The sequence below is a fragment of the Pseudomonas sp. NPDC087817 genome, assembly GCF_044742875.1.
In the GTDB taxonomy this organism is placed as follows: Bacteria; Pseudomonadota; Gammaproteobacteria; order Pseudomonadales; family Pseudomonadaceae; genus Aquipseudomonas.
The window spans coordinates 117214-139603 of record NZ_JBIUVJ010000005.1 but is presented as its reverse complement, the minus strand read 5'-3'; the positions used below and the strand labels follow the sequence as shown (position 1 = coordinate 139603).

At 59.7% G+C, this 22390-nt stretch carries 24 protein-coding genes; 14 read left to right on the top strand and 10 right to left on the bottom strand.

The genetic code is table 11. The features are described 5' to 3' along the window. Positions 1 to 148: 148 nt before the first annotated feature. Positions 149 to 1333: a cyanate transporter gene (locus ACIONG_RS07350; RefSeq protein ID WP_401297763.1), complete on the bottom strand. Its 1185-nt coding sequence runs from the start codon at positions 1331 to 1333 to the stop codon at positions 149 to 151. A gap of 398 nt (positions 1334 to 1731) precedes the next feature. On the opposite strand from ACIONG_RS07350, the gene ACIONG_RS07345 reads away from it, so the two are divergent. The 4 genes from ACIONG_RS07345 (at position 1732) to ACIONG_RS07330 (ending at position 6006) form a co-directional block, all read left to right on the top strand. Continuing rightward, positions 1732 to 3381 carry a phosphoethanolamine transferase gene (locus ACIONG_RS07345; RefSeq protein ID WP_401297760.1) on the top strand — a complete coding sequence of 550 codons (1650 nt, stop codon included), beginning with the start codon at positions 1732 to 1734 and terminating at the stop codon, positions 3379 to 3381. Positions 3382 to 3544: 163 nt separating this feature from the next. Continuing rightward, on the top strand, positions 3545 to 4678 hold the full coding sequence (gene rnd / locus ACIONG_RS07340) for a ribonuclease D (protein WP_077571546.1): 1134 nt from the start codon (positions 3545 to 3547) through the stop codon (positions 4676 to 4678). Beyond that, positions 4675 to 4968 (top strand): YcgL domain-containing protein, encoded by a 294-nt coding sequence (locus ACIONG_RS07335; RefSeq protein ID WP_103307060.1) that lies wholly within the window; start codon positions 4675 to 4677, stop codon positions 4966 to 4968. The genes rnd and ACIONG_RS07335 overlap by 4 nt, the downstream gene beginning before the upstream one ends. A gap of 105 nt (positions 4969 to 5073) precedes the next feature. Continuing rightward, the gene (locus ACIONG_RS07330) at positions 5074 to 6006 is read left to right on the top strand and encodes a D-2-hydroxyacid dehydrogenase (RefSeq protein WP_103307058.1); all 933 of its coding nucleotides are present in this window, start codon (positions 5074 to 5076) and stop codon (positions 6004 to 6006) included. 122 nt (positions 6007 to 6128) lie between these two features. Here ACIONG_RS07330 and ACIONG_RS07325 read toward each other — a convergent pair whose 3' ends face one another. Continuing rightward, the gene (locus ACIONG_RS07325) at positions 6129 to 6722 is read right to left on the bottom strand and encodes a nitroreductase family protein (RefSeq protein ID WP_315447028.1); all 594 of its coding nucleotides are present in this window, start codon (positions 6720 to 6722) and stop codon (positions 6129 to 6131) included. Between the two features lie 279 nt (positions 6723 to 7001). Here ACIONG_RS07325 and ACIONG_RS07320 point away from each other — a divergent pair, with 279 nt between their 5' ends. Both ACIONG_RS07320 and ACIONG_RS07315 read left to right on the top strand, forming a co-directional pair. Continuing rightward, a complete protein-coding gene (locus ACIONG_RS07320) occupies positions 7002 to 7451 on the top strand; it encodes a YcgN family cysteine cluster protein (RefSeq protein WP_103307054.1) in 450 nt (149 codons plus the stop codon). A 35-nt stretch (positions 7452 to 7486) separates the two neighbouring features. After that, positions 7487 to 8716 carry a hypothetical protein gene (locus ACIONG_RS07315; RefSeq protein WP_401297755.1) on the top strand — a complete coding sequence of 410 codons (1230 nt, stop codon included), beginning with the start codon at positions 7487 to 7489 and terminating at the stop codon, positions 8714 to 8716. Positions 8717 to 8843: 127 nt separating this feature from the next. On the opposite strand, the gene ACIONG_RS07310 is transcribed toward ACIONG_RS07315, so the two are convergent. From ACIONG_RS07310 to ACIONG_RS07295, 4 genes are all read right to left on the bottom strand, one after another. Beyond that, positions 8844 to 9221 (bottom strand): DUF2892 domain-containing protein, encoded by a 378-nt coding sequence (locus tag ACIONG_RS07310; protein ID WP_213027853.1) that lies wholly within the window; start codon positions 9219 to 9221, stop codon positions 8844 to 8846. 81 nt (positions 9222 to 9302) lie between these two features. Beyond that, the gene (locus tag ACIONG_RS07305) at positions 9303 to 9773 is read right to left on the bottom strand and encodes an RNA methyltransferase (protein WP_007911337.1); all 471 of its coding nucleotides are present in this window, start codon (positions 9771 to 9773) and stop codon (positions 9303 to 9305) included. A gap of 205 nt (positions 9774 to 9978) precedes the next feature. Next, positions 9979 to 10350: a YajD family HNH nuclease gene (locus ACIONG_RS07300; RefSeq protein WP_007911336.1), complete on the bottom strand. Its 372-nt coding sequence runs from the start codon at positions 10348 to 10350 to the stop codon at positions 9979 to 9981. A gap of 48 nt (positions 10351 to 10398) precedes the next feature. Further along, positions 10399 to 11085 (bottom strand): spermidine synthase, encoded by a 687-nt coding sequence (locus ACIONG_RS07295; protein ID WP_103306145.1) that lies wholly within the window; start codon positions 11083 to 11085, stop codon positions 10399 to 10401. Between the two features lie 78 nt (positions 11086 to 11163). Between ACIONG_RS07295 and ACIONG_RS07290 the strand changes: the two genes are divergently transcribed. Then, positions 11164 to 11448, top strand: a complete 285-nt coding sequence (locus tag ACIONG_RS07290) for a hypothetical protein (RefSeq protein WP_103306146.1) — start codon at positions 11164 to 11166, stop codon at positions 11446 to 11448. Here the strand turns inward: ACIONG_RS07290 and ACIONG_RS07285 are convergent. Further along, entirely contained in the window at positions 11445 to 11918 is a 474-nt protein-coding gene (locus ACIONG_RS07285) for a cyclic nucleotide-binding domain-containing protein (protein ID WP_103306147.1), read from the bottom strand. The two genes, ACIONG_RS07290 and ACIONG_RS07285, sit on opposite strands and share 4 nt — an antisense overlap. 152 nt (positions 11919 to 12070) lie before the next feature. Next, entirely contained in the window at positions 12071 to 14125 is a 2055-nt protein-coding gene (locus tag ACIONG_RS07280; protein ID WP_401297749.1) for a S9 family peptidase, read from the bottom strand. Between the two features lie 226 nt (positions 14126 to 14351). Here ACIONG_RS07280 and ACIONG_RS07275 point away from each other — a divergent pair, with 226 nt between their 5' ends. Genes ACIONG_RS07275 through ACIONG_RS07265 form a run of 3 tightly spaced genes read left to right on the top strand, consistent with a single transcriptional unit; the run spans position 14352 to position 16196 of the window. Beyond that, positions 14352 to 14849, top strand: coding sequence for an MFS transporter (locus ACIONG_RS07275; RefSeq protein ID WP_213027855.1), 498 nt, complete (start codon positions 14352 to 14354; stop codon positions 14847 to 14849). Between the two features lie 15 nt (positions 14850 to 14864). After that, on the top strand, positions 14865 to 15641 hold the full coding sequence (locus ACIONG_RS07270; RefSeq protein ID WP_100847538.1) for a class II glutamine amidotransferase: 777 nt from the start codon (positions 14865 to 14867) through the stop codon (positions 15639 to 15641). Positions 15642 to 15653: 12 nt separating this feature from the next. Further along, positions 15654 to 16196, top strand: a complete 543-nt coding sequence (locus tag ACIONG_RS07265) for a DUF2937 family protein (RefSeq protein ID WP_103306150.1) — start codon at positions 15654 to 15656, stop codon at positions 16194 to 16196. Positions 16197 to 16358: 162 nt separating this feature from the next. On the opposite strand, the gene ACIONG_RS07260 is transcribed toward ACIONG_RS07265, so the two are convergent. Continuing rightward, positions 16359 to 17273 carry a LysR family transcriptional regulator gene (locus tag ACIONG_RS07260; RefSeq protein ID WP_401297745.1) on the bottom strand — a complete coding sequence of 305 codons (915 nt, stop codon included), beginning with the start codon at positions 17271 to 17273 and terminating at the stop codon, positions 16359 to 16361. A 158-nt stretch (positions 17274 to 17431) separates the two neighbouring features. Between ACIONG_RS07260 and ACIONG_RS07255 the strand changes: the two genes are divergently transcribed. From ACIONG_RS07255 to ACIONG_RS07240, 4 genes are all read left to right on the top strand, one after another. Further along, the gene (locus ACIONG_RS07255) at positions 17432 to 18718 is read left to right on the top strand and encodes an MFS transporter (protein ID WP_401297742.1); all 1287 of its coding nucleotides are present in this window, start codon (positions 17432 to 17434) and stop codon (positions 18716 to 18718) included. Between the two features lie 76 nt (positions 18719 to 18794). After that, positions 18795 to 19547: a 5-oxoprolinase subunit PxpA gene (locus ACIONG_RS07250; RefSeq protein WP_401297739.1), complete on the top strand. Its 753-nt coding sequence runs from the start codon at positions 18795 to 18797 to the stop codon at positions 19545 to 19547. Next, positions 19544 to 20248, top strand: a complete 705-nt coding sequence (gene pxpB / locus ACIONG_RS07245) for a 5-oxoprolinase subunit PxpB (RefSeq protein WP_401297736.1) — start codon at positions 19544 to 19546, stop codon at positions 20246 to 20248. The genes ACIONG_RS07250 and pxpB overlap by 4 nt, the downstream gene beginning before the upstream one ends. Further along, the gene (locus ACIONG_RS07240; RefSeq protein ID WP_401297733.1) at positions 20245 to 21168 is read left to right on the top strand and encodes a biotin-dependent carboxyltransferase family protein; all 924 of its coding nucleotides are present in this window, start codon (positions 20245 to 20247) and stop codon (positions 21166 to 21168) included. Before pxpB ends, ACIONG_RS07240 begins: the two co-directional genes overlap by 4 nt. Positions 21169 to 21285: 117 nt before the next feature. Here the strand turns inward: ACIONG_RS07240 and ACIONG_RS07235 are convergent. Further along, positions 21286 to 22390, bottom strand: a 1105-nt coding sequence (locus ACIONG_RS07235) for a VWA domain-containing protein (protein WP_401297730.1), incomplete at its 5' end; no start/stop codon positions are given.

The following is a 22390-nucleotide window of genomic DNA, read 5'->3' as shown; positions in this document are numbered from 1 at the left end:
GAACGATCCTAACGGAACGATGGTACTAGGAGAAACCCCTGTAGGACATTTCACGGACAGTTGTGGGACAGAAAGTTTTAGCAACACGACGTCGCTGAATAATCCGCGCAAAGATGGCCAGAGGCCTCTAGCTCATGGGCTTCTGCGATCATCGAATATGCTGCGTATAATGTCGCGGATTAAAGCGCAGCACCATCAGCAGCATGACCACCATCACCGCTGTCAGCGACCACCACGCCCATTCGAAGCTGCCGAGTTGATCACGAACCATCCCCGCCAGCAGAGGGGAGAGGCCGGCAATCAGATAACCAATGCCTTGCACGAAAGCGGTAAGGCCGCCGGCACGCTGTGGATTGTCGAGGTGGTCGAGCGAGACGATCAGGCTCATCGGAAACAGTCCGCCAATACCCAGCCCCAACAGACAGGGCCACAGCAGGCTGAGATGGTGCGGGCTGAGGATCAACCCGCAGAAGCCGACGATGATCAATCCGAGCAGCGCCATCAACACCACGCGCCGGTCACGACTGCGATTGGCGATGGCCGGAACCACCAGGCCGGAAATCACCTCCATGGCCGTCAGAAAACCCAACAGCAGACCGGCGTTCTGTTCACTCCAGCCTTTTTCAACGTAGTACGGCGCCAACCAGGCGAGCACACAGGTGTAGGACGCCGTCCCCAGACCGAAGAAGACCGCGAGTAACCAGGCGCGGGAATTGGCGAAAAACGATTCTTTCTTCGCGGCAGCGCTGACGGCGTTTGGCAGATGGGTGCGTTGTGACCACCAGAACAGCAAGGCGAACAACGCCAGCGCTGCCCAAATGGCCAACCCTACGCGCCAGCTTCCGGTTTGCACCATCACCAGTGGGGCGAACGAGGCGGCAAGGGCCGCGCCGCCCATGATCGAGGTCACGTACAAGCCCATGCACAGCGCCACGTTGTCCGGGAAACGTGCTTTTATCAGCGCCGGCATCAACGCCTGAATCAGCGCGATGCCGATTCCCGCCAGCACCGCGCTGATAATCAGCTCCGCCGCAGAATCGACAAACAGCCGCGCCAGTGTTGCCAACCCGATGATCAGCAGCGACAGCAGCACCGTGCGCTGCTCACCCAGACGCTGACTGATGCTAATGCCGAAAAACATCGCCATGCCCATGGCCATCACCGGCAGCATGGTCAGCAGCGACGCGAGGCTGTAACTCAACGGGATATCGCCGCGAATGGCCGAGAGCAATGGCCCGACCGCGGCCATCGATGGACGCAGATTAAGTGCGACCAGAATGATGGCGAGCATCAGCCAGAGAGCGGGGCGGGCGGTGGTGCGGACGTTTTCCATCTTCAGACCTATGAGCGAGAGGCTGACAATTAGGCGCCCGGCTGTCGCACCGGACAAACCAGAAAATCCCGAGCAGTATTTAAAAAGTCGATAACACTTCTCTCCTTGTGGCAGGGGGCTTGCTCTCGAAAGCGGTGGGGGCGGTCACCCTCAGTGCGGAATGTGCCGACCTCTTCGCGAGCAAGCCCGCTCCCACAGAAAGTGTCTGGTCCAAAACTTAACCAGAGCTGAATCATTCTCAAATACTTCACAAGTTCGCGTTATAGCCACCTGCCAACTAATCGTTGGCGTCTTTTTCACAAAAAATTGATGGTTGCCTGCCTAAAGTTTGTTATGCCTCGGTTAATGAGTTTTTCACAATTAACCCAGGCGCTTCTTTTCAGGAATTGCCCACCTCTATGTTGAAGTTAAAAACCGTGCGCCCGGAATGGGTGACGTTGATTGCCAGTGCCTTTCTTTTGCTCGGTTTCAACTTTGTGCTCTGGCAGCATTTGTTCGAGATTACCGCGGCGGATGGCAAAGGCATCGCCATGCGCGTGGCTTTCGCCGTGATGATCTTTGCCGCGTTCAACATCGTGCTGACTTTTCTGGCCTTTCGTCCGCTGCTTAAACCCATCCTGACTTTGATGTTCTTGATCAGCGCCGGCGTGGCTTATTTCATGAGCCAGTATGGCGTGATGATTGATTCGGGCATGTTTCGTAACTTTGCTGAAACCAACGTCACGGAAGTGCGTGACTTGTTGTCGTTGAAGTTGTTTGTGTATGTCTTGTTGTTAGGCGTTTTACCGTCGTGGTTGTTATGGAAAGTTCCAGTCAACTATCGTCGCTGGCATCACGAACTGCTCAGTAAAGTTATCGTCAGTGTGGCCTCGGTCGCGGTCATCGGTGGTGTGGCGCTGGCCAACTATCAGGGATTGTCTTCGCTGTTTCGTAATCACCATGAACTGCGCCTGATGCTCGTGCCGAGCAACTACATTGGCGCGTCGGCCGGTTACCTGCGGGAGCAGGTCGTCTCGGCGCAGCAAACGTTCGTGAAAATTGGCGAAGACGCACAACGCAACCCGGATCTGAAAGTCCAGCCGCGCAAATCCCTGACCGTACTGGTGGTGGGGGAAAGTGCCCGTGCAGAGAACTTCGGCATCCTCGGTTATGGCCGGGACACCACGCCGAAACTGGACAAGGAAGCCGGGCTGATCGCTTTCACCGATGTGCATTCCTGCGGCACTGAAACCGCGGTCTCGGTACCGTGCATGTTTTCCAACATGGGCCGCAAGGATTACGACGCCAGCAAGGCGAAGAACGAAGAAGGCCTGCTTGACGTGCTCAAACGTGCCGGCATCGACGTGATCTGGCGTGATAACCAGTCCGGCTGCAAGGGCACCTGTGATCGGGTCACCTTGCAGGATGTCAGCAACTTGAAGGACCCGACGCTGTGCGCCAACAGTGAGTGCCGCGACGAAATCCTGCTGCAAGGTCTGCAAGGCTTTATCGATCATCTGGACAAGGACACCGTGCTGGTCCTGCATCAGATGGGTAGTCACGGCCCGGAATACTTCAAGCGTTATCCAAAGGAATACGAGCACTTCACGCCGGTCTGTGAAAGTAACGCGCTGAACAATTGCAGCCGCGAAAGTATCGTCAACGGTTACGACAACACCCTGGTCTATACCGATCATGTGCTGTCGAGCCTGATCGATGTGTTGCGCAACAATCAGGACAAAGTCGATACTGCGATGTTGTATCTGTCTGATCACGGTGAGTCGCTGGGCGAGTACAACTTGTTCCTGCATGGCACGCCTTACATGCTGGCACCCGAGCAACAAAAGCATGTGGCGATGCTCGCGTGGTTCTCCGACAACTATCAAAAGGCTTATTCGGTCGACACCCATTGCCTGCAAATGAGTCGTGACAAACCGTTGAGTCAGGACAATCTGTTCCACTCGATGCTTGGTCTGCTGGAGGTGCGCAGCAAGGTCTATCAGCCGGATCTGGACCTGTTTGCCGGATGCCGTGGCGCGGTGATTGACGGCGTGCTGGCCAAGGACTGAGCCGTTTAAGGCCTGTCGTTCTGACGCGACGGGCCTGTCCGTTTCCTCTGTCAGACTATTCTTGCTCTTTGGCAGGACATTTCGTTACAGCTCTTGCCCTTCGCAGGCGCGTAAATCGCCAGTGGCGATATATACTGCGCGCCATTCTTCAAGGGAGAGCCGTGTGGCCATCGATATTCACTGGATTCGCGACAACGAAAGCCTCGCGCAATTTTGCGCCGAGTGGCAGCAGCTGCCTTTCGTGGCCCTCGACACCGAATTCATGCGGGTCGACACCTTTTACCCGATTGCCGGCCTGTTGCAGGTCGGCGACGGCAAACGCGCCTACCTGATAGATCCGCTGACCATCAATGCCTGGCAACCGCTGGCCGCATTGCTGGAAAACCCGGCAGTGCTCAAAGTCCTGCACGCGTGCAGCGAAGACCTCGAAGTCCTGTTGCGCCTGACCGGCAGCCTGCCGGCGCCGATGTTCGACACGCAATTGGCCGCTGCTTACCTGAACCTAGGGTTCTCGATGGGCTATTCGCGACTGGTGCAGGAAGTGCTCGGCATCGAACTGCCGAAAGGCGAAACCCGCTCCGACTGGCTGCAGCGTCCGTTGTCCGACACGCAAATCAGCTACGCCGCTGAAGATGCCGTGCATCTGGCGGAGGTTTTCGTCCAGCTGCGGCCGAAACTGTCTGACGACAAGTTCGCCTGGGTGTTGGAAGACGGCGCCGAACTGGTCGCCAACCTGCGTCGCGAAACCGACCCTTACGAGGTTTATCGCGAGGCCAAACTGGCGTGGAAACTGTCTCGCGCCCAGTTGGCTGTACTGCGTGAACTGTGCGCCTGGCGTGAAAAAGAAGCCCGTGCCCGCGATCTGCCACGCAACCGCATCGTTCGCGAGCATTCGCTGTGGCCGCTGGCGCGTACCCAACCGGACAACCTCGCCGCGCTGGGCAAGATCGAAGACATGCACCCGCGTACCGTGCGTCAGGACGGTCAATTTCTGCTTGATCTGATCAAGCGCTCTGGCAGTGTGGGGCCTGATCAATGGCCGCCTGCTGTAGCAGAGCCATTGCCGATCGAAGCGGCAGCGTTGATCAAACAACTGCGCGCATTGGGCCAGGCTGAGGCCGAGCGTCTGGGCATTGCCCCAGAGCTGATGCTGCGCAAGAAAACCCTCGAAGCGCTGGTCAAAAGCGGCTACCCCGAGGGTCCTTACCAATTGCCTGAGTCGTTGCGTGGCTGGCGCCGCGAACTCATGGGCCAGAAGCTGCTCGACAGCCTGGCCACCGCCGGAGAACAGCCTTGAAACGTATTTGCTCTATTTACCAAAGCTCGAAGCGCAAAGGCATGTACCTCTATGTGCTCAAGAGCGATGAATTGGAACGCGTGCCCGAGGCGTTGATGGCGGCTTTCGGCAAAGCCATATTTTCCTTCAGTCTGGTGTTGACGCCTGAGCGCAAACTGGCCAGTGAGGACATCGTCGTGGTCCTGGAAAACCTCGACAAGCAGGGCTATCACCTGCAAATGCCACCGGCCGAGGACGAGTACATCGAGCACTTGCCCGAAGAGTTGCTGCGCCGCAACGACCCGGTCTGATCGGCGAGGCCCTGTTCTGGGCCTCTGTTAACCCTGGAACTGTTTTTACCGCGATGGCCGCCCTGAAAGCGGCGGCTGTCTGCACGGTTTGCGAAAGGTTTGAAGATGCGCGTTCTGATTGCTGAACACGACCACGCGATATACGCCCGGCTGCTGCGTCAGGCAGCGCCGGAGCTTGAAGTATTGACCAGCGGCGACTCCGCTGAACTGGCCCGTCAGGCCGCCGATTGCCCGGTATGGCTGGGGCAACCGGATCTGCTCGCGACCCTGTTGCGCCAGGGCCATCAACCGCAATGGCTGCAATCGACCTGGGCCGGCATCACGCCGCTGCTCGCTGATGGCTTGCGTCGGGATTACCGCTTGACCCGCGCGGTGGGGATTTTTGGCCAGGTGATGGCCGAATACGTGCTGACTTACATGCTCGGCCACGAACGCGAAGTGCTGGCGCGGCTGGTCAGCCAGGTCGAGCGCAAATGGGACAACCGCACCGGCCAGAGCCTGGTCGGACGCAAGGTGCTGATCGTCGGCACCGGTGACATCGGCCAGAGCGTTGCGCAGTTCCTGTTGCCGTTCGGCGTCGAACTGTACGGTATCGCCAGCAGCGCCCGTGAGCAGGCACCGTTCGTTGAAGTCGGCTCGATGGCGGATCTGCCGCGTCTGGTGGGCGAGGTCGATTACGTGGTCAACCTGCTGCCGAACACCGAACACACCCACGATATCTACGACGCGGCGCTGTTCAAGCAATTCAAGCCGACCGGGTTGTTCATCAACGTCGGGCGCGGTGTGGCGGTGGTTGATGCGGATCTGGTGGAGGCCTTGAAGGAAGGGCATCTGGCGGGCGCGGTGATCGACGTCTGCCGTCAGGAACCGTTGCCGCAACGTCATCCGTTCTGGACGGCCTGGGGTTTGCTGTTGACCGGTCACAGCTCGGCACCGACTTCACCGGCGTTGATGGTGCAGTTGTTTGTCGAGAATCTGCGGGCGTATCAGGCGGGTGAAGCGTTGCGCGGGGAAGTGGATTTCAACCGCGGTTACTGATTCACCGCAAACAATGCAGAAGTGAGCCTGCTCGCGATAGCGGTGTGTCAGACAACATTAATGTCGACTGACACGGCCTCATCGCGAGCAGGCTCACTCCTATAGTTTTTTTGCGTTGTGGCTTACAGGGTGAAGTCGCCTTCTGCCGCCAGTTCGCTCAACGGGCGACGCGGGCTCGGCTCTTCACGCGCTTGCAGGTAATCCGCCAGCGTCGATTTGTCGCCAAGTTTGCCGACGGCCACTGCGGCATGCAGCGCATAACCCTCAGGAATGTTCAGCTCCTTGCGCGTCAGCTCCTGATCGAAGCCGGCCATGCCATGGGTATGCCAGCCGCTGATGCTGGCTTGCAGCGCCAGATGACCCCACGCCGAACCGGTGTCGAAGGTGCTCCACAGCGCCGGCGTTTCTTCAGTGGCGCCCGGCACGGCGAAGGTGGTTTTCGAGATCACGATCACCAGCGCCGAAGCGTGCTGCGCCCAGCCACGGTTGAATTCGTTCAGCAGACCGAGAAAACGCTCCCAGTTCGGCGTATCGCGACGTGCGTACAGAAAGCGCCACGGCTGCGAGTTATAGGCCGATGGCGCCCAGCGCGCCGCTTCGAAAAAGCTCAGCAGGGTTTCTTCCGGGATCGCTTCACCGGTAAAGGCGCGGGGCGACCAGCGGTCGGTGAACTGTGGGTGAATGGCGTATTCGGCAACGCGAGGGTTGGCACTCATCAAGAAATTCCTTGCTACGTTTGAGTAAAAGATTCGAACGAAAACCCGGCGGGATCAGTTGCGCTGAACGATGGGATTTTCCGAGCCGTGTCAGTTCACCGGGATGCAACGTGGTCGAGCGTTAATGGCTCCCGGGCAAGGCTCCTGCGACTGGCAAAGCTACTCGCCGTCACAAAAACTGACAAGTGCTGCGCAACCGGCAGTCGCCAGCGCTTGGCCCGCAAGGCCTGGAGCACTAGACTGGCGGCCTTTTCACCACCTGATGTTGATGCTTGAGCCATGGTCGCCAAAGTCGAACCGTTCTGGAAACGCAAAACCCTCGATCAACTCGATCACGAGGAGTGGGAATCGCTGTGCGACGGCTGTGGTCTGTGCTGCCTGCAAAAACTCGAGGATGAAGAGGACAACAGCGTTTATTACACTCGCATCGCCTGCAAACTGCTCGATCTGAAAACCTGCCAGTGCAGCGATTACCCGAACCGCATCAAGTTTGTCCCGGATTGCATCCAGCTCACCCCGGGCCAGGCCGAAGAGTTCAAATGGTTGCCGCCGACCTGCGGCTATCGTCTGGTCAGCGAAGGCAAGGACCTGCCACTCTGGCATCACCTGGTCTGCGGCGACCGCGACGCGGTGCACCACGAGCGGATTTCGCAGTCCGGGCGCATGCTCGCCGAGGGCAGCGTGCCGGAGGATGACTGGGAAGATCACCTGATTTTCCGGGCGGGTTAAACGCCCGCAAATCCAGATTTCAACAAGGAGTGGGTATGGCTGTGGGATTGCAGCGGGCGTTGATGGTTGCGCTGTTGGCGCTCAGCGCGCCGGCATGGGCGGCGAAGAAAGTCGATCTGGATTACCACGTACGCCTGTTGCCACAGAGCGATCAGGCTGAAGTGCGCCTGACCCTGGCCAAAGGTGAAGCGGTGCGCAGCCTTGATTTCGACCTCGGCGACGGCAGTCATTACAGCGACTTCAAGGCGGACGGCCAATGGCTGCTGACGCCCGGCAAACAGGCCCGTGGCGTCTGGCGTCCGACCAGCGACAAGGCCAGCCTGACCTACCGCGTGCGCATCAGCCACGGCCGCAAGAGCGGTAGTTTCGACACCCGTATGACGTCAACCTGGGCGTTGATGCGCGGCGACGAACTGGTGCCGTCGGCCAAACTCGATCAACAGGACGGCACCGAACTGGTCTCGCGCTTGCAATTCGAACTGCCCGAGGGCTGGAAAAGCGTCGAAACCGCCTGGCCACGCATCGGCAAGAACAAATTCCGCATCGACAATCCCTCACGTCTGTTCGATCGCCCGACGGGCTGGATGCTTGCCGGCCATCTCGGCAGCCGGCGCACGCGCCTGGGTGAAACCGAGGTCACCGTGGCGTCGCCGCAAGGGCAGGGCATGCGGCGGATGGACGTGCTGACGTTGTTGACGTTTGTCTGGCCGCAGGTACAAGCGCTGTATCCGCGTCATCCGACCAAGTTGCTGATCGTCGGCGCCAATGATCCGATGTGGCGCGGCAGCCTCGGCGCACACGAGTCGATCTATCTCAATACGCGCCTGCCGCTGGTCAGTGAAAGCGGCAGCAGTGCCTTGGTGCGTGAGTTGGCGCAGGTGTTCGGCCGGATCAATGACGAGCAGCGCAGCGACTGGATCAGCGAAGGGTTTGCCGAGTATTACGCGATCGAACTGGTACGCCGTGCCGGTGGTATGAGCGATGAGCGTTATCAGGCGTTACAGGCGAAATTGGCCAAGGACAGCCAGAAGGTTACAACCTTGCGTGGCGAGCAGATCAGCCCGGCGCAGGTGGCGAAAGCGGTGGTGGTGTTGCAGGAACTGGATGGCGAGATTCGTTTGAAGACACGCAACAAGCGCTCGCTGGATGACGTGTTGCGCGGGGCGATGCATTTGGGGACGGTGAGTACCAAGGAATTTGTGCAACTGGCCGAGAGTGTTCTCGGCGAGTCTTCCAAAGTCCTCGATACCGCGTTACTTCAGTAACTCCGCCATCGCTGGCAAGCCAGCTCCCACAGTGTTTTAGGTCGGACACAAAATATGTGATCACCACAAGACCTGTGGGAGCTGGCTTGCCAGCGATGGGGTCATCAGCCCCAAAGCAAATCCTGGATCAAACCCCGGCTTTCGGCGATTTCACCGAATCATTGCCGGTAACGGTGGCGGTACTGGTCGCTGCTTCGGCATTGGCCTTCAGCTTGCTCAGTTCTTCACCCGCGCGTTCGATCTTCGCCCGCACGTTGTTCATGTCCTGACGGCTTTTCTCGATCAGGCTTTTCACCGAACTGTGCCCGGTAATCCCACGAGCCATGGCCACGCCGCCAATCGCCACCTGAATCAACCCGAACACCCCGCCACGGCGCAGGCCCTTGCCGACCATGATCACGCCGCCGGCCAAGGATCCGATGCGCTCCCAGCCTTCCACGTTCTGCTCGGAACGGCTCTGGAACGGGGTGGATTCGATACGCTCGACACGTTTGAGTTCGCTCATGATCTTTCTCCAGGCAATGAGTAATGGATAAACAAGCTGACTGCCAGAGCGGTCCGCTTGTTCCATCGGATGTGCGACGCTTCAGCGGAATTTCGGCCCGGAGCGGGTATTCAGGCCCTTGGCCATGCGGTCGTAGAGCACGACGTTGACCGTGGCGGCGAGGTTCATGCAGCCCGTGGTCGGGATGTACACGACGTCTTCGCACCAGTCGCGAATCTCTTTGTCCAGCGAGCCGTCTTCGGGACCGAAGATGTACAGCGCGCGATCAGGGTGGGTGTATTCCGGCAACGGACGGGCGCCTTCGACCAGTTCCACGGCGACGGGCACGCAGTTGAGCGGGAGGATCTTTTTCAGATCATCGATGCCGATCAACGGGATGTCGTAGTGCACGCGTTTTGTATCGGTGACGAAATCGGCGGCGCGTTCATAGCGCTTGCCGGTGTAGAACACCGACGCCACGCCGTAACAGCCTGCGGCGCGCATCACCGAACCGACGTTCTCCGGTGACTTGGGGTTGTACAAACCAATGCAGCTGTAACGTTTGTCTGCCACGAGCGGGGTGCCTTCGGGAAAAAGACGGCGATTATACGGGGATTGGGGGAGGGCGGGCAGATTCAGGATTTGCGCTGTCTGCTCTGACCTCATCGCTGGCAAGCCAGCTCCCACAGGTATCTCGGGTGTACACAAAATTTGTGAGCGACCAAAATCATTGTGGGAGCTGGCTTGCCAGCGATGAGGCCAATTCAGGCGATGAAGATCAGTCTTCTTTCTTCATCAGCCCGGCCAGGGCGGCGAACGGGTTGTGCGTTGCCTTGGCGATTTTCGGCGTGCTCAGCGAGCCTTCGCTGAAATACTGCTGATCGGTATAGCGCGAGTGCTCGTTGTCGTGGCAGTACAGGCACAACAGCTCCCAGTTCGAGCCGTCCTGCGGGTTGTTGTCGTGGTTGTGGTCGCGATGGTGCACGGTCAGTTCGCTCAGGCGCTTGCCGGAAAACTCGCGGGTGCAGCGGCCACAGACGTGCGGATACATCTTCAGGGCCTTGTCGCGGTAGCCCATTTCCTTGTCGCGCTGGTTGTCGGCGAGGATGCGATCCAGCTTCGACGTGTTGGTTGGGGTGGACGAACTCATGGGTTCACCTTTGTAAAAGACTAATGACGGTTATGTGCAGAGTTTAGCTCAGCCCTTGAGTTTCTCGGCAATCCAGATCGTGTGGCGGGTGCCCTTGTTGCCGTGGGCGAACACCTGCACTTCTTCGGCCTTGAAACCGGCCTTCTTCAATTTGTCGGAAAACAGCCGATCGGCGCTGGCCGACCATACGGCGAGTACGCCTTTGGGACGCAGGGCCTTGGCACAGGCATTCAAACCAGCGGCGGAATACAGCCAGCTGTTGGCCTTTTGGGTCAGGCCTTCGGGGCCGTTGTCGACGTCGAGCATGATCGCGTCGAAGCCGTTCGGCTCGCTTTGCAGCACCTTGGCCACATCGTCCTGACGGATCACCGTGCGCGGATCAAGCAATGGCCGCCCGGACTTTTCGCCGAGCGGGCCACGGTTCCACTCGACCACGCCGGGCACCAGCTCAGCGACCACCACTTCGGCGGTTTTACCCAGATGCTTGAGCGCCGAGGCGAGGGTGAAACCCATGCCGAGCCCACCGATCAGCACCCGCGAGTTCGGCCGGCCAGCCACCTTGCGACAAGGAATCTCGGCCAGCGCATCTTCGGAACCGTGCATACGCGTGTTCATCAATTGCCCGCCGTCGCCGCCCTGGATCTTGATGACGAAATCCTCGCCATACTCGAACAGGCACAGGGCACCGCCGCTTTCAGGGATCGGGGTGGTGTCGAGCAGAACGAAACGTTTCATGGAAATCTCTACAAGGGGGAAGGCAAGCAGGCCCGTTGGGAGTAGCCTGAGCGCAGACTAAGGCCAACGGAGCCCTTGATGAAGCGCACCATTCTAACGGTCATTGCCCTGGCCGCGCTCTCGATTACTGCCGTGCAGGCACAGCAGGTTGTTCCGGTCAGCCCGGCGCCGCAGCCTGGCTCGCCCGGAACCGCAACACCGACACCGTATCCGCAGATCACGCCGATCAACATTCCCAAGTCGGGCGCCGGCAGTGGCAGCCCGCCGCTGGTGCCGATCGAAATGCCCAGTCCGCCGAGCAAGGATCAAGCGGTGCCGGGCATTGAACCGAGCGGCACCAAGGCCAAATCCCCGGGCGGTTAAATCTGCTGCGCCGCCAATTGGCCGTCGGCCATGCGCAGGCGTTTGGAGAGAGAGACGGCGAGGGCGCGGATGATCTTGGCGGCGATCTTCGGCGCGTCGTTGAGCATTTTTTCCAGCGAGTCCTTGCCCAGGTTCAGCAGTTGGCAATTGCTCGCTGCCACGCACGTCGCAGAACGCCTTTCGCCGTCCAGCACGGCCATTTCGCCGAACGCCCGACCGCTGCGCAGGGTGGCCATGGTGATGACCTGGCCGTCGGCGCCGGTTTTCTGCACGGCGACCTGGCCGGTGTGGAGGATGCACATGAAGCTGCCGGCATCGCCCTCGCGGAAAATCGCTTCGCCTTCAGCCACGGTGCTGATGCTGAAGTAGCCGGATGCCGCTGCGAAATCGGCCAGTTGCAATTGATCGAACAGGCCGCAATCCATCAGCCAGTCGCGAATTTCGTTGTTGAGTAAGGTGGGTTCTGACATGTCGTGGCAATCTTTTTGTTTTCACATTTTCGAGGCTGTACACGGATCCCGTGGGAACCCTTTTTGTGGTGAGGGGACCGGTTCTCACGGAGATCTGTGAGGTATCGGCCTCTTGGGTCTGGAGTTAAGACCCAAGTGACCGACGGAGTTCCTCAGACGATGCCCAAAACCTTGAACACAAATGCGTATTCGAGCGCTACGTCACGTAATCCCTGATAACGCCCGCTCATTCCGCCATGGCCGGCGCCCAATTCAGTCTTGAGCAGCAGCACATTGTCGTCGGTCTTCGTCGCGCGCAATTTTGCCACCCACTTGGCCGCTTCCCAGTACTGCACGCGGCTGTCGTTGTAGCCGGCGATCACCAGCGTTGCCGGATACGCCTGAGCGCTGACGTTTTCGTACGGTGCATAGGCCTTGATCCGATCATAGACTTCCGGTTCCTGCGGGTTGCCCCACTCGTCGTATTCAGTGACGGTCAGCGGCAGCTCCGGGTCGAGCATGGTGTTGAGGACGTCGACAAACGGTACTTCGGCAATCGCCACACCGAACAGATCCGGGCGCTGGTTGAGCACCGCGCCGATCAACAGACCACCGGCGCTGCCACCGCTGATCGCCAGTTTTTCCGCCGTGGTGATGCCGTTGAGGATCAAAAACTCGGCGCACGCGATGAAGTCGCTGAAAGTATTGTGTTTGTGTTCCTGCTTGCCTGCGCGATACCAGGCTTCACCCAGTTCACCGCCACCGCGTACGTGGGCGATGGCGAAGGCCATACCGCGATCGAGCAGACTCAGACGTGCGTGGGAAAACCACGGGTCTAGGCTCGAACCGTAAGCGCCATAACCATAGAGATACAGCGGCACCGGTTTGCCGACCATTTCGCGTTTCATCACCAGGCTGATCGGCACGAGCGTACCGTCCGGCGCGCTCGCCCACAGGCGTTGGCTGACGTAAGCGTCGGCATCGAACGGGCCGAGTACCGGGGTTTCTTTCAGGACGGTCTGTTCGCCGCTGGCCAGTATCAATTGGCGGACCTGAGCCGGGCGATTCAACGCCTCATAGCGCAGACGAATGCGGTCGCTATCGAATTCCAGGCTGTTTTGCACGTAGAGGCTGTAGGCCGCGTCCGGCAATTGCACGCGATAAGGCGCCACGCCGTGTGGGTGAACTTCGATGATCGGCAAGCCACCTTCGCGCAGGCTCAGGGTCATAGCCTCGCTGTTGAGGCTCACACCGTCGAGCATCACCGTGTCGCTGTGCGCGATCAGCTGTTGCCAATCGGCCTCCGTCGGCACCACGCCAGTGTCTGGCGCCTGATACAGGGCGTAGTTGATGCCATCGCGGTTGGTGCGGATAAACCATGTCCATACGCCATCGAGCAGGCCATGGTCGACGTCGTATTCGTGATCCTCGACCCGTGGCGCCAGGCAAGCGAATGGCAGCTGCGGCTGGTTGGCGTCCAGCGCCCAGATTTCGCTGGTGGTCTTGCTGCCCAGCGACAGCAGCAACTGCTGTTCGGAGCTTGCGCGGTAGCAGTGCAGGAAGAAACGCCCGTCCGGCTCGTGGAAAACTTCTTCGGCAGCGGTACCGTCGAGGCGGTAGCGGAACAGTTTGTGCGGGCGATGGGTGTCGTCGAGCACGCCGAAGAACAGCGTCAGGCTGTCGTTGGCCCAGGTCATGCTGCCGTCGCAGTCTTCGAACTCCAGTTCGCTGACTTTGTCGTTGGCCAGTTCTTTGACGAACAGCGTGTAGATCTCATCGCCCGAGGCATCAACGCTGTAGGCCAGACGCTGGTGATCGGGGCTGATGCTGAACGCGCCCAGCGAGAAGAAACCGCCATTGGCCAGCACGTTCGGGTCGAGCAACAGTTGCTCGCGGCTTTCATCGAGGGTCAGGCTGTCGTCCGCCGGACGCGGGCAGCGGTAGTGCCGGGCGTATTCGTCACCGGCAGTGGTGCGCGTGTAATACAGATACGGGCCCCACGGCGAGGGCAGGGACAGGTCGGTTTCAAGAATCCGGCCCTTGATCTCTTCGAACAGGCTTTCGCGCAGCTCGGCCTGATCGGCGGTTTGCGCTTCCTGGTAAGCGTTTTCGGCCTTGAGGTAGTCGAGCACCGCGTCGGTGTCACGCTCCTGCAGCCAGGCATACGGGTCGGCGCCGGGTGCCTTGTGGGCAATCGGGGCACTGATGACGTTGGCGGATACGGGCATGGAAGGCTCTCGGACAATGTTCGGAATAGGGTTTTTCGCTGATATTGATACCGCCGCAGACCCTGTAGGAGTGAGCCTGCTCGCGATGACGGACGGCCAGACAACATAGGTGCTGAATGTGCCGGCCTCATCGCGAGCAGGCTCGCTCCCACAGGTTGCATGTCTATTGGGACAAGCCTGACGGGCGAAAAGTCGTTACTATAAGCGCCTCTTTGCCTGCCTTGCCATGGACACCATGACCGAGAACGACTATCTGATCGCCTGGGGCCTCTACGCCTTTGCCGCTGTAGGCTGCCTGTTGGTATGGATGCGCCTGACCACCTGGATGTGGCGCTGGCTGCGCGAACCGTTGCGCGTGTTGATGGCGGTGTTGCTGTTCAGCCCGACCATCATTGATCCGGTGAAGGAAAAGGTTGCGCCGGCCATCGCCATCACCGCATTGGATCTGGCCTTCAAGGTCGGTAACAACGCCTGGCGCGCAATCTCCGATCTGTTCATGTACGGCATGATCGCTTTTGGCATTTACCTGATCTTCGTGTTGATCCGCTTCCCGATCGAGCGCGCTTCCAGAGCTCGCCGCGAACAGGCTGAAGCCGCCAAGGCAGCGGCCCGGTCCGAGGATCGAGACGACGATCAACCGTTCGGTGGTGCCGGTGATGATCGTTATGGTCGCCCGCCAGTGCCGAACAATCCGCAGCGCATGCGGGTCGAGCCGCGTCTGTAATCCGAGAGTCCGCACATGTGTGAATTACTGGGCATGAGTGCCAACGTGCCGACCGATATCGTGTTCAGCTTCACCGGCCTGATGCAGCGCGGCGGTCGCACCGGCCCGCACCGCGACGGTTGGGGTATCGCTTTCTATGAAGGCCGTGGCCTGCGGCTGTTTCAGGATCCGGCGGCGAGTTGCGAATCCGAAGTCGCCAACCTGGTGCAGCGTTACCCGATCAAGAGCGAAGTGGTCATCGGCCACATTCGTCAGGCCAACGTCGGCAAGGTCTGCCTGTCCAACACTCACCCGTTCGTCCGTGAACTGTGGGGGCGCAACTGGTGCTTCGCGCACAACGGCCAGCTCGCCGATTTCACCCCGATCAAAAGTTTCTACCGCCCGGTCGGCGATACCGACAGCGAGGCGGCGTTCTGCGATTTGCTCAATCGTGTGCGTGCAGCATTCCCGGAACCGGTCGATATAGAAGTGCTGCTGCCGGATCTGGTCGCCGCGTGCGCCGAATACCGCAGCAAAGGCGTGTTCAACTGCCTGCTCAGCGACGGCGACTGGCTGTTCTGCTATTGCTCGACCAAACTGGCGCAGATCACTCGACGCGCACCGTTCGGCCCGGCTCGCCTGAAGGACGTCGATGTGATCGTCGACTTCCAGGCGGAAACCACGCCCAACGACGTGGTCACGGTGATCGCCACCGAACCTCTGACCGAAAACGAAACCTGGACCCGCTACGAACCGGGCCAATGGAGCCTGTGGCGACGCGGCGAATGCGTCAGCCAAGGCAAGACCGAATAAGGATTGCACCCCATGTTGCTCAGTTATCTACGGCTGGTGTTGTTTGCGGCGGGCCTGTTGATCGGTGTCCAGGTGCCGGGGTTCATCAGCGATTATGCGAAACGCGTCGAGGCTCATCTGATCGAAGCGCAGACCGGCCTGCGCGGGTTTCAGGGCACTGCCGAGCAGTTTTTCAAAGGCGACTTGCAGGCGCTGGTTGCGCATTACCGCGCCAGCGAAGATCCGGTATTTCGCAGCGACGCCGACAGCCTGAGCACCTTGCTCAATCGTCAGCTGGCGCTGGACAAGCAATACCAGGCGATGCAGGGCCCGTGGTACATCCGCTTCCTGCAAGTGGTGCTGGCCGCTGATCCGGACATCCGCAAGGAAACCTGGAATGGCTACAGCTACCAGATTCTGCTGACGCCAGAGGCGATGATCTGGGGCATGAGTGGCGCGCTGCTGCTGTCGTTCGGGATTGAATGCCTGTTCCGTCTGATTGACTGGGTGGTGCTGGGCGGCAAGCGTCTGCGCCAGAGCCGGCCGATCGAAGATCGCGACGTGCGCGGGTTGTAAGGCCTGCACAATCCGTTGAAGTGAGGGGATTTTGTGGTGAGGGGATTTATCCCCGATGGGGCGCAAAGCGGCCCCCTATGGTGTGTCAGGTAAACCTGATGCTGCAGGTTTGAGGGCTGCTACGCAGCCCATCGGGGATAAATCCCCTCACCACAGGTGTGATCAGTCAGTGAGGGTGATGTAGTTTTCACCCACTTTGTGCGCATACCCCGCCAACACCTGCTGACACAACGTCACAATCTCCTCGACCCACTCAACCCCCACTCGCCACGACACCACCACTTGCAAGTCCGGCGGCCGCTGATCAATGGCCAACAATGTCAGTTCCCCCCGCGCCAATTCCTCCGCCACCAGCACGGGCGGTAACACGCCAATACCAAATCCATCACGCAACAACCGCGTAATCGCCGATACCGAATTCACACAATTCAATCGCGGTGCCAGCACGCCATTTGCCTGCATCAACGCCAGAATGTCCTGATGCGGCCGCGAGTTTTTCGAATAGGTGATGATCCGTTCCTGCGCCAGTTCGGCCAGATCGGCGTACTCGCGGTTGTAGATCGAATTACTGGCGACAATCCAGCCCAGCGGATGGCTGGCCAGCTCCAGGCTGCGCACGCTTTCATGGCGCACCAGATCGGTTTGCAGGATCAGATCGAGAAAGCCTTTTTGCAGCTGATCGCAGAGGTTCAGCGAGGTATCCGCCACCAGCTCGATTTCCACGCGTGGATAGAGATCGGTCATCTGCGCCACCAATGGGCTCAGCCAGGTGTGGATCACCGTGTCCATCACCCCGATACGCACCCGGCCGACCTTGCTCGAACGGGTTTCGATCGATTGCTTGAGCGCACTCATGGTGTCGAGCATCTGCTCGGAATAGTCCAGCACTTTCAAGCCTTCGGGCGTCAGGCTGACCCCGCGAGAATCACGCAAAAACAGCTTCACCCCCAGCTCACCTTCGAGCACCGCGATACGGCTGGAAATCGACGCCTGGGTGGTGAACAGCTTGTCGGCGGTCAGGCGAAAACTCTTCAGCCGGGCGACCCAGACAAAGGTCTCGAGAAACTTCAGGTTCATGGCAAAGGCTCGGGTGACAAATTTTTCTTATGCCTAAGGCGGGTTTTTATTCGTTGGACGCAGCAGGGCGGCGCGCCCAAAAATCGGCGCATCCGGTTCCCACGATAGGCGTCGCGGGATCTGCGAACAAGACCAATAAAAACCTGCGGAGATTTGCCATGAGTGCTCCCGACACCATTGATTTACCCAAGGCAGCGGCGCGTCCGGGGCCGTTCGACTGGTACCGCAACATCAATCAACAGGAGCGCCGCACGTTCTGGAGCTGCAAGATCGGTTACGGTCTGGACGGCATGCACACGCAGATGCTCAGCTTCGTGGTGCCAACGCTGATTGCGATGTGGGGCATCACCACCGGTGAAGCCGGGCTGATCCACACCAGCACCTTGATCGCCTCGGCCATCGGCGGCTGGGTTGCCGGCATCCTTTCCGACCGCATCGGTCGCGTGCGCACCCTGCAACTGACCGTGTTGTGGTTTGCCTTCTTCACCTTCCTCTGCGGCTTCGCCCAGAACTACGAACAATTGTTGATCGCCCGCACCCTGATGGGCTTCGGTTTCGGTGGCGAATGGACCGCCGGTGCGGTGCTGATCGGTGAAGTGATCCGCGCCAAGGATCGCGGCAAAGCGGTGGGCATGGTGCAATCCGGTTGGGCTTTGGGTTGGGGGCTGACGGCGATTCTGTATGCGCTGTTGTTCTCGGTGCTACCGCCGGAAGACGCCTGGCGCGCGCTGTTCATTCTCGGCATCGTCCCGGCGATTTTCGTGATTTTCGTCCGTCGACTGGTGAAAGATCCGGAGATTTACCGCGAAGCCAAGGCTGCACAAACACCCGAGAACCCGGCGAAGTTCTACGAGATTTTTGCCCCCGGCATGCTCTTCACCACATTCCGTGCCTCGCTGCTGACCACCGGTGCGCTAGGTGGTTACTACGCAATCACCTCGTGGCTGCCGACCTTCCTGAAAAATGAACGCGGCTTGAGCGTGCTCGGCACCGGCGGCTATCTGGCCATGGTGATCGTCGGTTCCTACGTCGGGTATGTGATCAGCGCCTATCTGACCGATCTGCTGGGGCGCAAAAAGAACTTCGTCCTGTTCTCGGTGGGCTCGTTCACCATCGTTCTGCTGTACACGCAAATGCCGGTCAGCAACGCTGTGATGTTATGGCTGGGCTTTCCGTTGGGCTTTTTTGCTTCAGGGATCTTCAGCGGCATGGGCGCGTTTCTCACCGAGCTGTTTCCAACGCGGATTCGTGGTTCCGGGCAAGGCTTCTGCTACAACATCGGTCGCGCGCTGGCCGCATTGTTTCCGCTGCTGATTGGTCTGCTCAGCCAGAAAGTGCCGTTGAGCATGGGCATCGGTGCGTTCGCTGCAGTGTCCTACGGCGTGGTGATTCTCGCGGCCTTGAGCCTGCCGGAGACTCGCGGCAAGCAACTCGATGCACAGTAACTGCTAACCTGCGAGGCACTGCCCGACGGGTAATGTCCTACGGATAGAAAGACAAAAAGCTACAGGAGTGTTTACCGTGAGCCGCCTGTTATTGAACTGCGACATTGGCGAGAGTTTCGGCAGCTGGACCATGGGTCTGGATGCCGAAGTCATGCCCTTCATCGATTGCGCCAACGTCGCCTGCGGCTTCCATGCCGGCGACCCGAGCATCATGCGCAAAACCGTCAGCCTGGCCCTGAGTCACGGCGTGCAGATCGGCGCCCATCCGGCCTATCAGGATCTGGTCGGCTTCGGCCGCCGTTCGATGGCGTACTCCGCGCAGGAACTGCAAGACATTCTGCATTACCAGATCGGCGCCCTCGACGGCATTTGCCGCGCCCAGGGCGGGCGAGTCAGTTACGTCAAACCCCACGGTGCGATGTACAACGACATGATGGCGAACCCGGCGCAATTGCGCGCGGTGATTCAGGCCGTGGCGGCTTACGACCGCAGTCTGCCGCTGATGCTGATGGCCACTCGTGACAATCGCGCTGCGCAGCAGATCGGTGATGAGTACGGCCTCACGCTATGGTTCGAGGCCTTCGCTGATCGCGCCTATGACAGCGCCGGCAAACTGGTTTCACGGCAACTGCCGGGCGCGGTGCATCACGATCCCGAGATCATCATCGAACAAGCGCTGACGATTGCCCGTGGTGACAATCTGATCGCCAACGATGGCAGCGCCTTGCGCCTGCAAGCCAACACCCTCTGCGTACACGGCGACAACGCCAGTTCGGTCGCCGCCGTGCAACGCATTCGCGAGGCCCTGAATCAGCAGGATGCGCAATGAACCCAAGGATTGAAGTGGTGGCACTGGATTGCCTGATGCTGCGTCTGTTCGATGAAATTGCCGAGGCCAACATGCCATGGATGCTGGCGGCCAGCGAGCGGTTGCGTCAGGCTTTCGGCACGCAGTTGATTGATCTGGTGCCGTCCTATACGACGTTGATGGTGCATTACGACCTGACTTCATTGAGTCCGAATCAGGCGCGGGAGTTGATTGCGCAAGCGCTGGTCGACTTGTCGCCGAATGCGCGAACCGGCGGCCAGTGTCATGTGCTGCCGGTCTGGTACGACCTGAGTGTCGGGCCGGAGCTGAGCCTGCTCGCCGAGCGCAGCGGTCTGGCGCTGGAGGAGGTGATTCGCCGTCACAGCGCCAGGGAATATCAGGTGTTCGCGCTCGGCTTTGCGCCGGGTTTCGCTTTCATGGGGTTGGTCGAAGAGATTCTGGCGGCGCCACGGCTGAGCACCCCACGGAAAAAAGTCGCGGCCGGCAGCGTCGGTATCGCCGAACGCCAGACCGCCGCCTATCCCGTGGTCTCCCCCGGCGGCTGGAACCTGATTGGCCGCACGCCCGCAAAGCTGTTTGACCGTAACCGCGATGGCTACAGCCTGATGCAACCTGGTGACACTGTGCGTTTCGAAGCGGTGAGCCATGCCGAATTCATCCGTTTGGGCGGCGATGACACGCCTCTGGAGGCGCTGGAATGAGCCGACTGAAGATTGAAGCGAGCACGCCGCTGTGCCTGTTGCAGGACGCAGGACGTTTTGGCGTGCGGCATCTGGGCGTCACCCAGGGCGGCGCGGCGGACGGGTGTTCGATGAGTTGGGCCAATTGGCTGCTGGGCAATGGGCTGGACGTGCCGGTGGTCGAAATTACCCTTGGCGGGTTTGCCGTGGTGGCTGAGGAGGACTGCTTGCTGGCATTGGCCGGAGCCGATCTCGGCGCGCAGATCGACGGGCAGCCAGTGGCGCCGTGGCGCAGTTTCAAACTGGCCCAAGGGCAGAAGTTGCAGTTCACCCAGCCGCTGCTCGGCGCCCGTGCTTATCTTGCCGCACCCGGTGGATTCGACGCGCCGAAGGTGTTGGGCAGCAGTGCCACGGTGGTGCGCGAAGAGCTCGGCGGTCTGGATGGCATGGGCTTGCCGTTGGCCAAAGGCGCGACGCTGACTTATCAGGGACACACCTTGCTGGTTCGTGAGGTGCCGATGGAATATCGTCCGGATCTACGGCTGAATACGCCGCTGGATCTGGTGCTCGGTGCACAGATCGGCGAGTTCAGCGGGCAGAGTCTGTTTGATCTGTTCAACAGCGCGTGGACGCTCGACAGTCGCGCCGATCGCATGGGCATTCGCTTGCTCGGCAAGGCGTTGCAGTATCACGGCCAGCCGATGATTTCCGAGGGTATTCCGTTGGGGGCCGTGCAGGTGCCGCCGGATGGGCAACCGATTGTGCTGCTCAACGATCGGCAGACCATTGGCGGCTATCCGCGATTGGGGGCGCTGACGCCGTTGGCATTGGCGCGGCTGGCGCAGTGTTTGCCGGGGGCCAAGGTGAGGTTGAGGCCGGTGGTGCAGGACGTCGCGCACCGCGAGCATGTCGAGTATTTGCAGCGCTTTATCAATCGCTAAAAGCATCGCGGGCAAGCCCGCTCCCACAGTGTCCGAGTTGTACTCGAAATTTATGTACACCACCGATACCTGTGGGAGCGGGCTTGCCCGCGATGGCGCCAGTCCAGACAACAACAATTATTTGGACAGAAACCGCATCCCTTCCTCAAGCCCACGCAGGGTCAGCGGATACATTTGATCCTCGATCAAATCTCGCACGATATTGGTCGACGAGGTATAGCCCCACGTATCTTTCGGATACGGGTTGATCCAGATGAGCTTCTTGTACTTCTCCATGAAGCGCTGCATCCACAGGTAGCCCGGCTCCTCGTTCCAGTGCTCGACGCTGCCGCCGGCCTGGGTGATTTCATAAGGCGCCATGGCCGCGTCGCCAATGAAGATCACTTTGTAGTCGGCGCCGTACTTGTGCAGTAGATCCTGAGTCGAGAAACGCTCGGAAGTGCGGCGCATGTTGTTCTTCCACACCGATTCATAAATGAAGTTGTGGAAGTAGAAGTACTCCAGATGCTTGAACTCGGTCTTGCAGGCCGAGAACAGTTCTTCGCAGATCTTCACGTGCGCATCCATCGAGCCGCCGATGTCGAACAGCAACAGCAGCTTCACTGTGTTGCGCCGTTCCGGGCGCATCTGGATGTTGAGCAGGCCGGCGTCCTTGGCGGTGTGGTCGATGGTGCCGTCGATGTCCAGTTCTTCCGCCGCGCCCTGGCGGGCGAATTTACGCAGACGGCGCAGGGCTACCTTGATGTTGCGCGTGCCCAGTTCCACCGAGTCGTCGAGGTTCTTGTACTCGCGCTGATCCCAGACTTTGACTGCTTTGCCTTGGCGTTTGCCGGCATCGCCGACCCGAATGCCTTCCGGGTTGAAACCGCCGGAACCGAATGGGCTGGTGCCGCCGGTGCCGATCCATTTATTACCGCCGGCGTGGCGCTCCTTCTGTTCTTCCAGGCGCTTCTTGAACTCTTCGATCAGTTTGTCCAGGCCGCCGAGGGACTGGATCTGTGCGCGTTCCTCGTCAGTCAGCGAGCGCTCGAACTCCTTGCGCAACCAGTCTTCGGGAATCAGCGCCTGCAAGTGATCGTCGAGTTTTTCCAGACCATTGAAGTAGGCGCCGAACGCGCGGTCGAACTTGTCGAAATGCCGTTCGTCCTTCACCAGAATCGCCCGCGACAAGTAGTAAAACTCGTCCATGTCGGCGAAGGTCACGCGCTGTTTCAGCGCGTTG

Coding starts and splice junctions, on each gene's coding strand:
- ACIONG_RS07280 (WP_401297749.1), bottom strand. CDS start 14,125: ATGCCCGTATCCGCCAACGTCATCAGTGCCCCGATTGCCCACAAGGCA.
- ACIONG_RS07315 (WP_401297755.1), top strand. CDS start 7,487: ATGGCTGTGGGATTGCAGCGGGCGTTGATGGTTGCGCTGTTGGCGCTC.
- ACIONG_RS07345 (WP_401297760.1), top strand. CDS start 1,732: ATGTTGAAGTTAAAAACCGTGCGCCCGGAATGGGTGACGTTGATTGCC.
- ACIONG_RS07330 (WP_103307058.1), top strand. CDS start 5,074: ATGCGCGTTCTGATTGCTGAACACGACCACGCGATATACGCCCGGCTG.
- ACIONG_RS07300 (WP_007911336.1), bottom strand. CDS start 10,350: ATGAGTTCGTCCACCCCAACCAACACGTCGAAGCTGGATCGCATCCTC.
- ACIONG_RS07295 (WP_103306145.1), bottom strand. CDS start 11,085: ATGAAACGTTTCGTTCTGCTCGACACCACCCCGATCCCTGAAAGCGGC.
- ACIONG_RS07320 (WP_103307054.1), top strand. CDS start 7,002: ATGGTCGCCAAAGTCGAACCGTTCTGGAAACGCAAAACCCTCGATCAA.
- ACIONG_RS07275 (WP_213027855.1), top strand. CDS start 14,352: ATGGACACCATGACCGAGAACGACTATCTGATCGCCTGGGGCCTCTAC.
- ACIONG_RS07260 (WP_401297745.1), bottom strand. CDS start 17,273: ATGAACCTGAAGTTTCTCGAGACCTTTGTCTGGGTCGCCCGGCTGAAG.
- pxpB (WP_401297736.1), top strand. CDS start 19,544: ATGAACCCAAGGATTGAAGTGGTGGCACTGGATTGCCTGATGCTGCGT.
- ACIONG_RS07255 (WP_401297742.1), top strand. CDS start 17,432: ATGAGTGCTCCCGACACCATTGATTTACCCAAGGCAGCGGCGCGTCCG.
- ACIONG_RS07285 (WP_103306147.1), bottom strand. CDS start 11,918: ATGTCAGAACCCACCTTACTCAACAACGAAATTCGCGACTGGCTGATG.
- ACIONG_RS07325 (WP_315447028.1), bottom strand. CDS start 6,722: ATGAGTGCCAACCCTCGCGTTGCCGAATACGCCATTCACCCACAGTTC.
- ACIONG_RS07290 (WP_103306146.1), top strand. CDS start 11,164: ATGAAGCGCACCATTCTAACGGTCATTGCCCTGGCCGCGCTCTCGATT.
- ACIONG_RS07350 (WP_401297763.1), bottom strand. CDS start 1,333: ATGGAAAACGTCCGCACCACCGCCCGCCCCGCTCTCTGGCTGATGCTC.
- ACIONG_RS07265 (WP_103306150.1), top strand. CDS start 15,654: ATGTTGCTCAGTTATCTACGGCTGGTGTTGTTTGCGGCGGGCCTGTTG.
- ACIONG_RS07240 (WP_401297733.1), top strand. CDS start 20,245: ATGAGCCGACTGAAGATTGAAGCGAGCACGCCGCTGTGCCTGTTGCAG.
- ACIONG_RS07270 (WP_100847538.1), top strand. CDS start 14,865: ATGTGTGAATTACTGGGCATGAGTGCCAACGTGCCGACCGATATCGTG.
- ACIONG_RS07310 (WP_213027853.1), bottom strand. CDS start 9,221: ATGAGCGAACTCAAACGTGTCGAGCGTATCGAATCCACCCCGTTCCAG.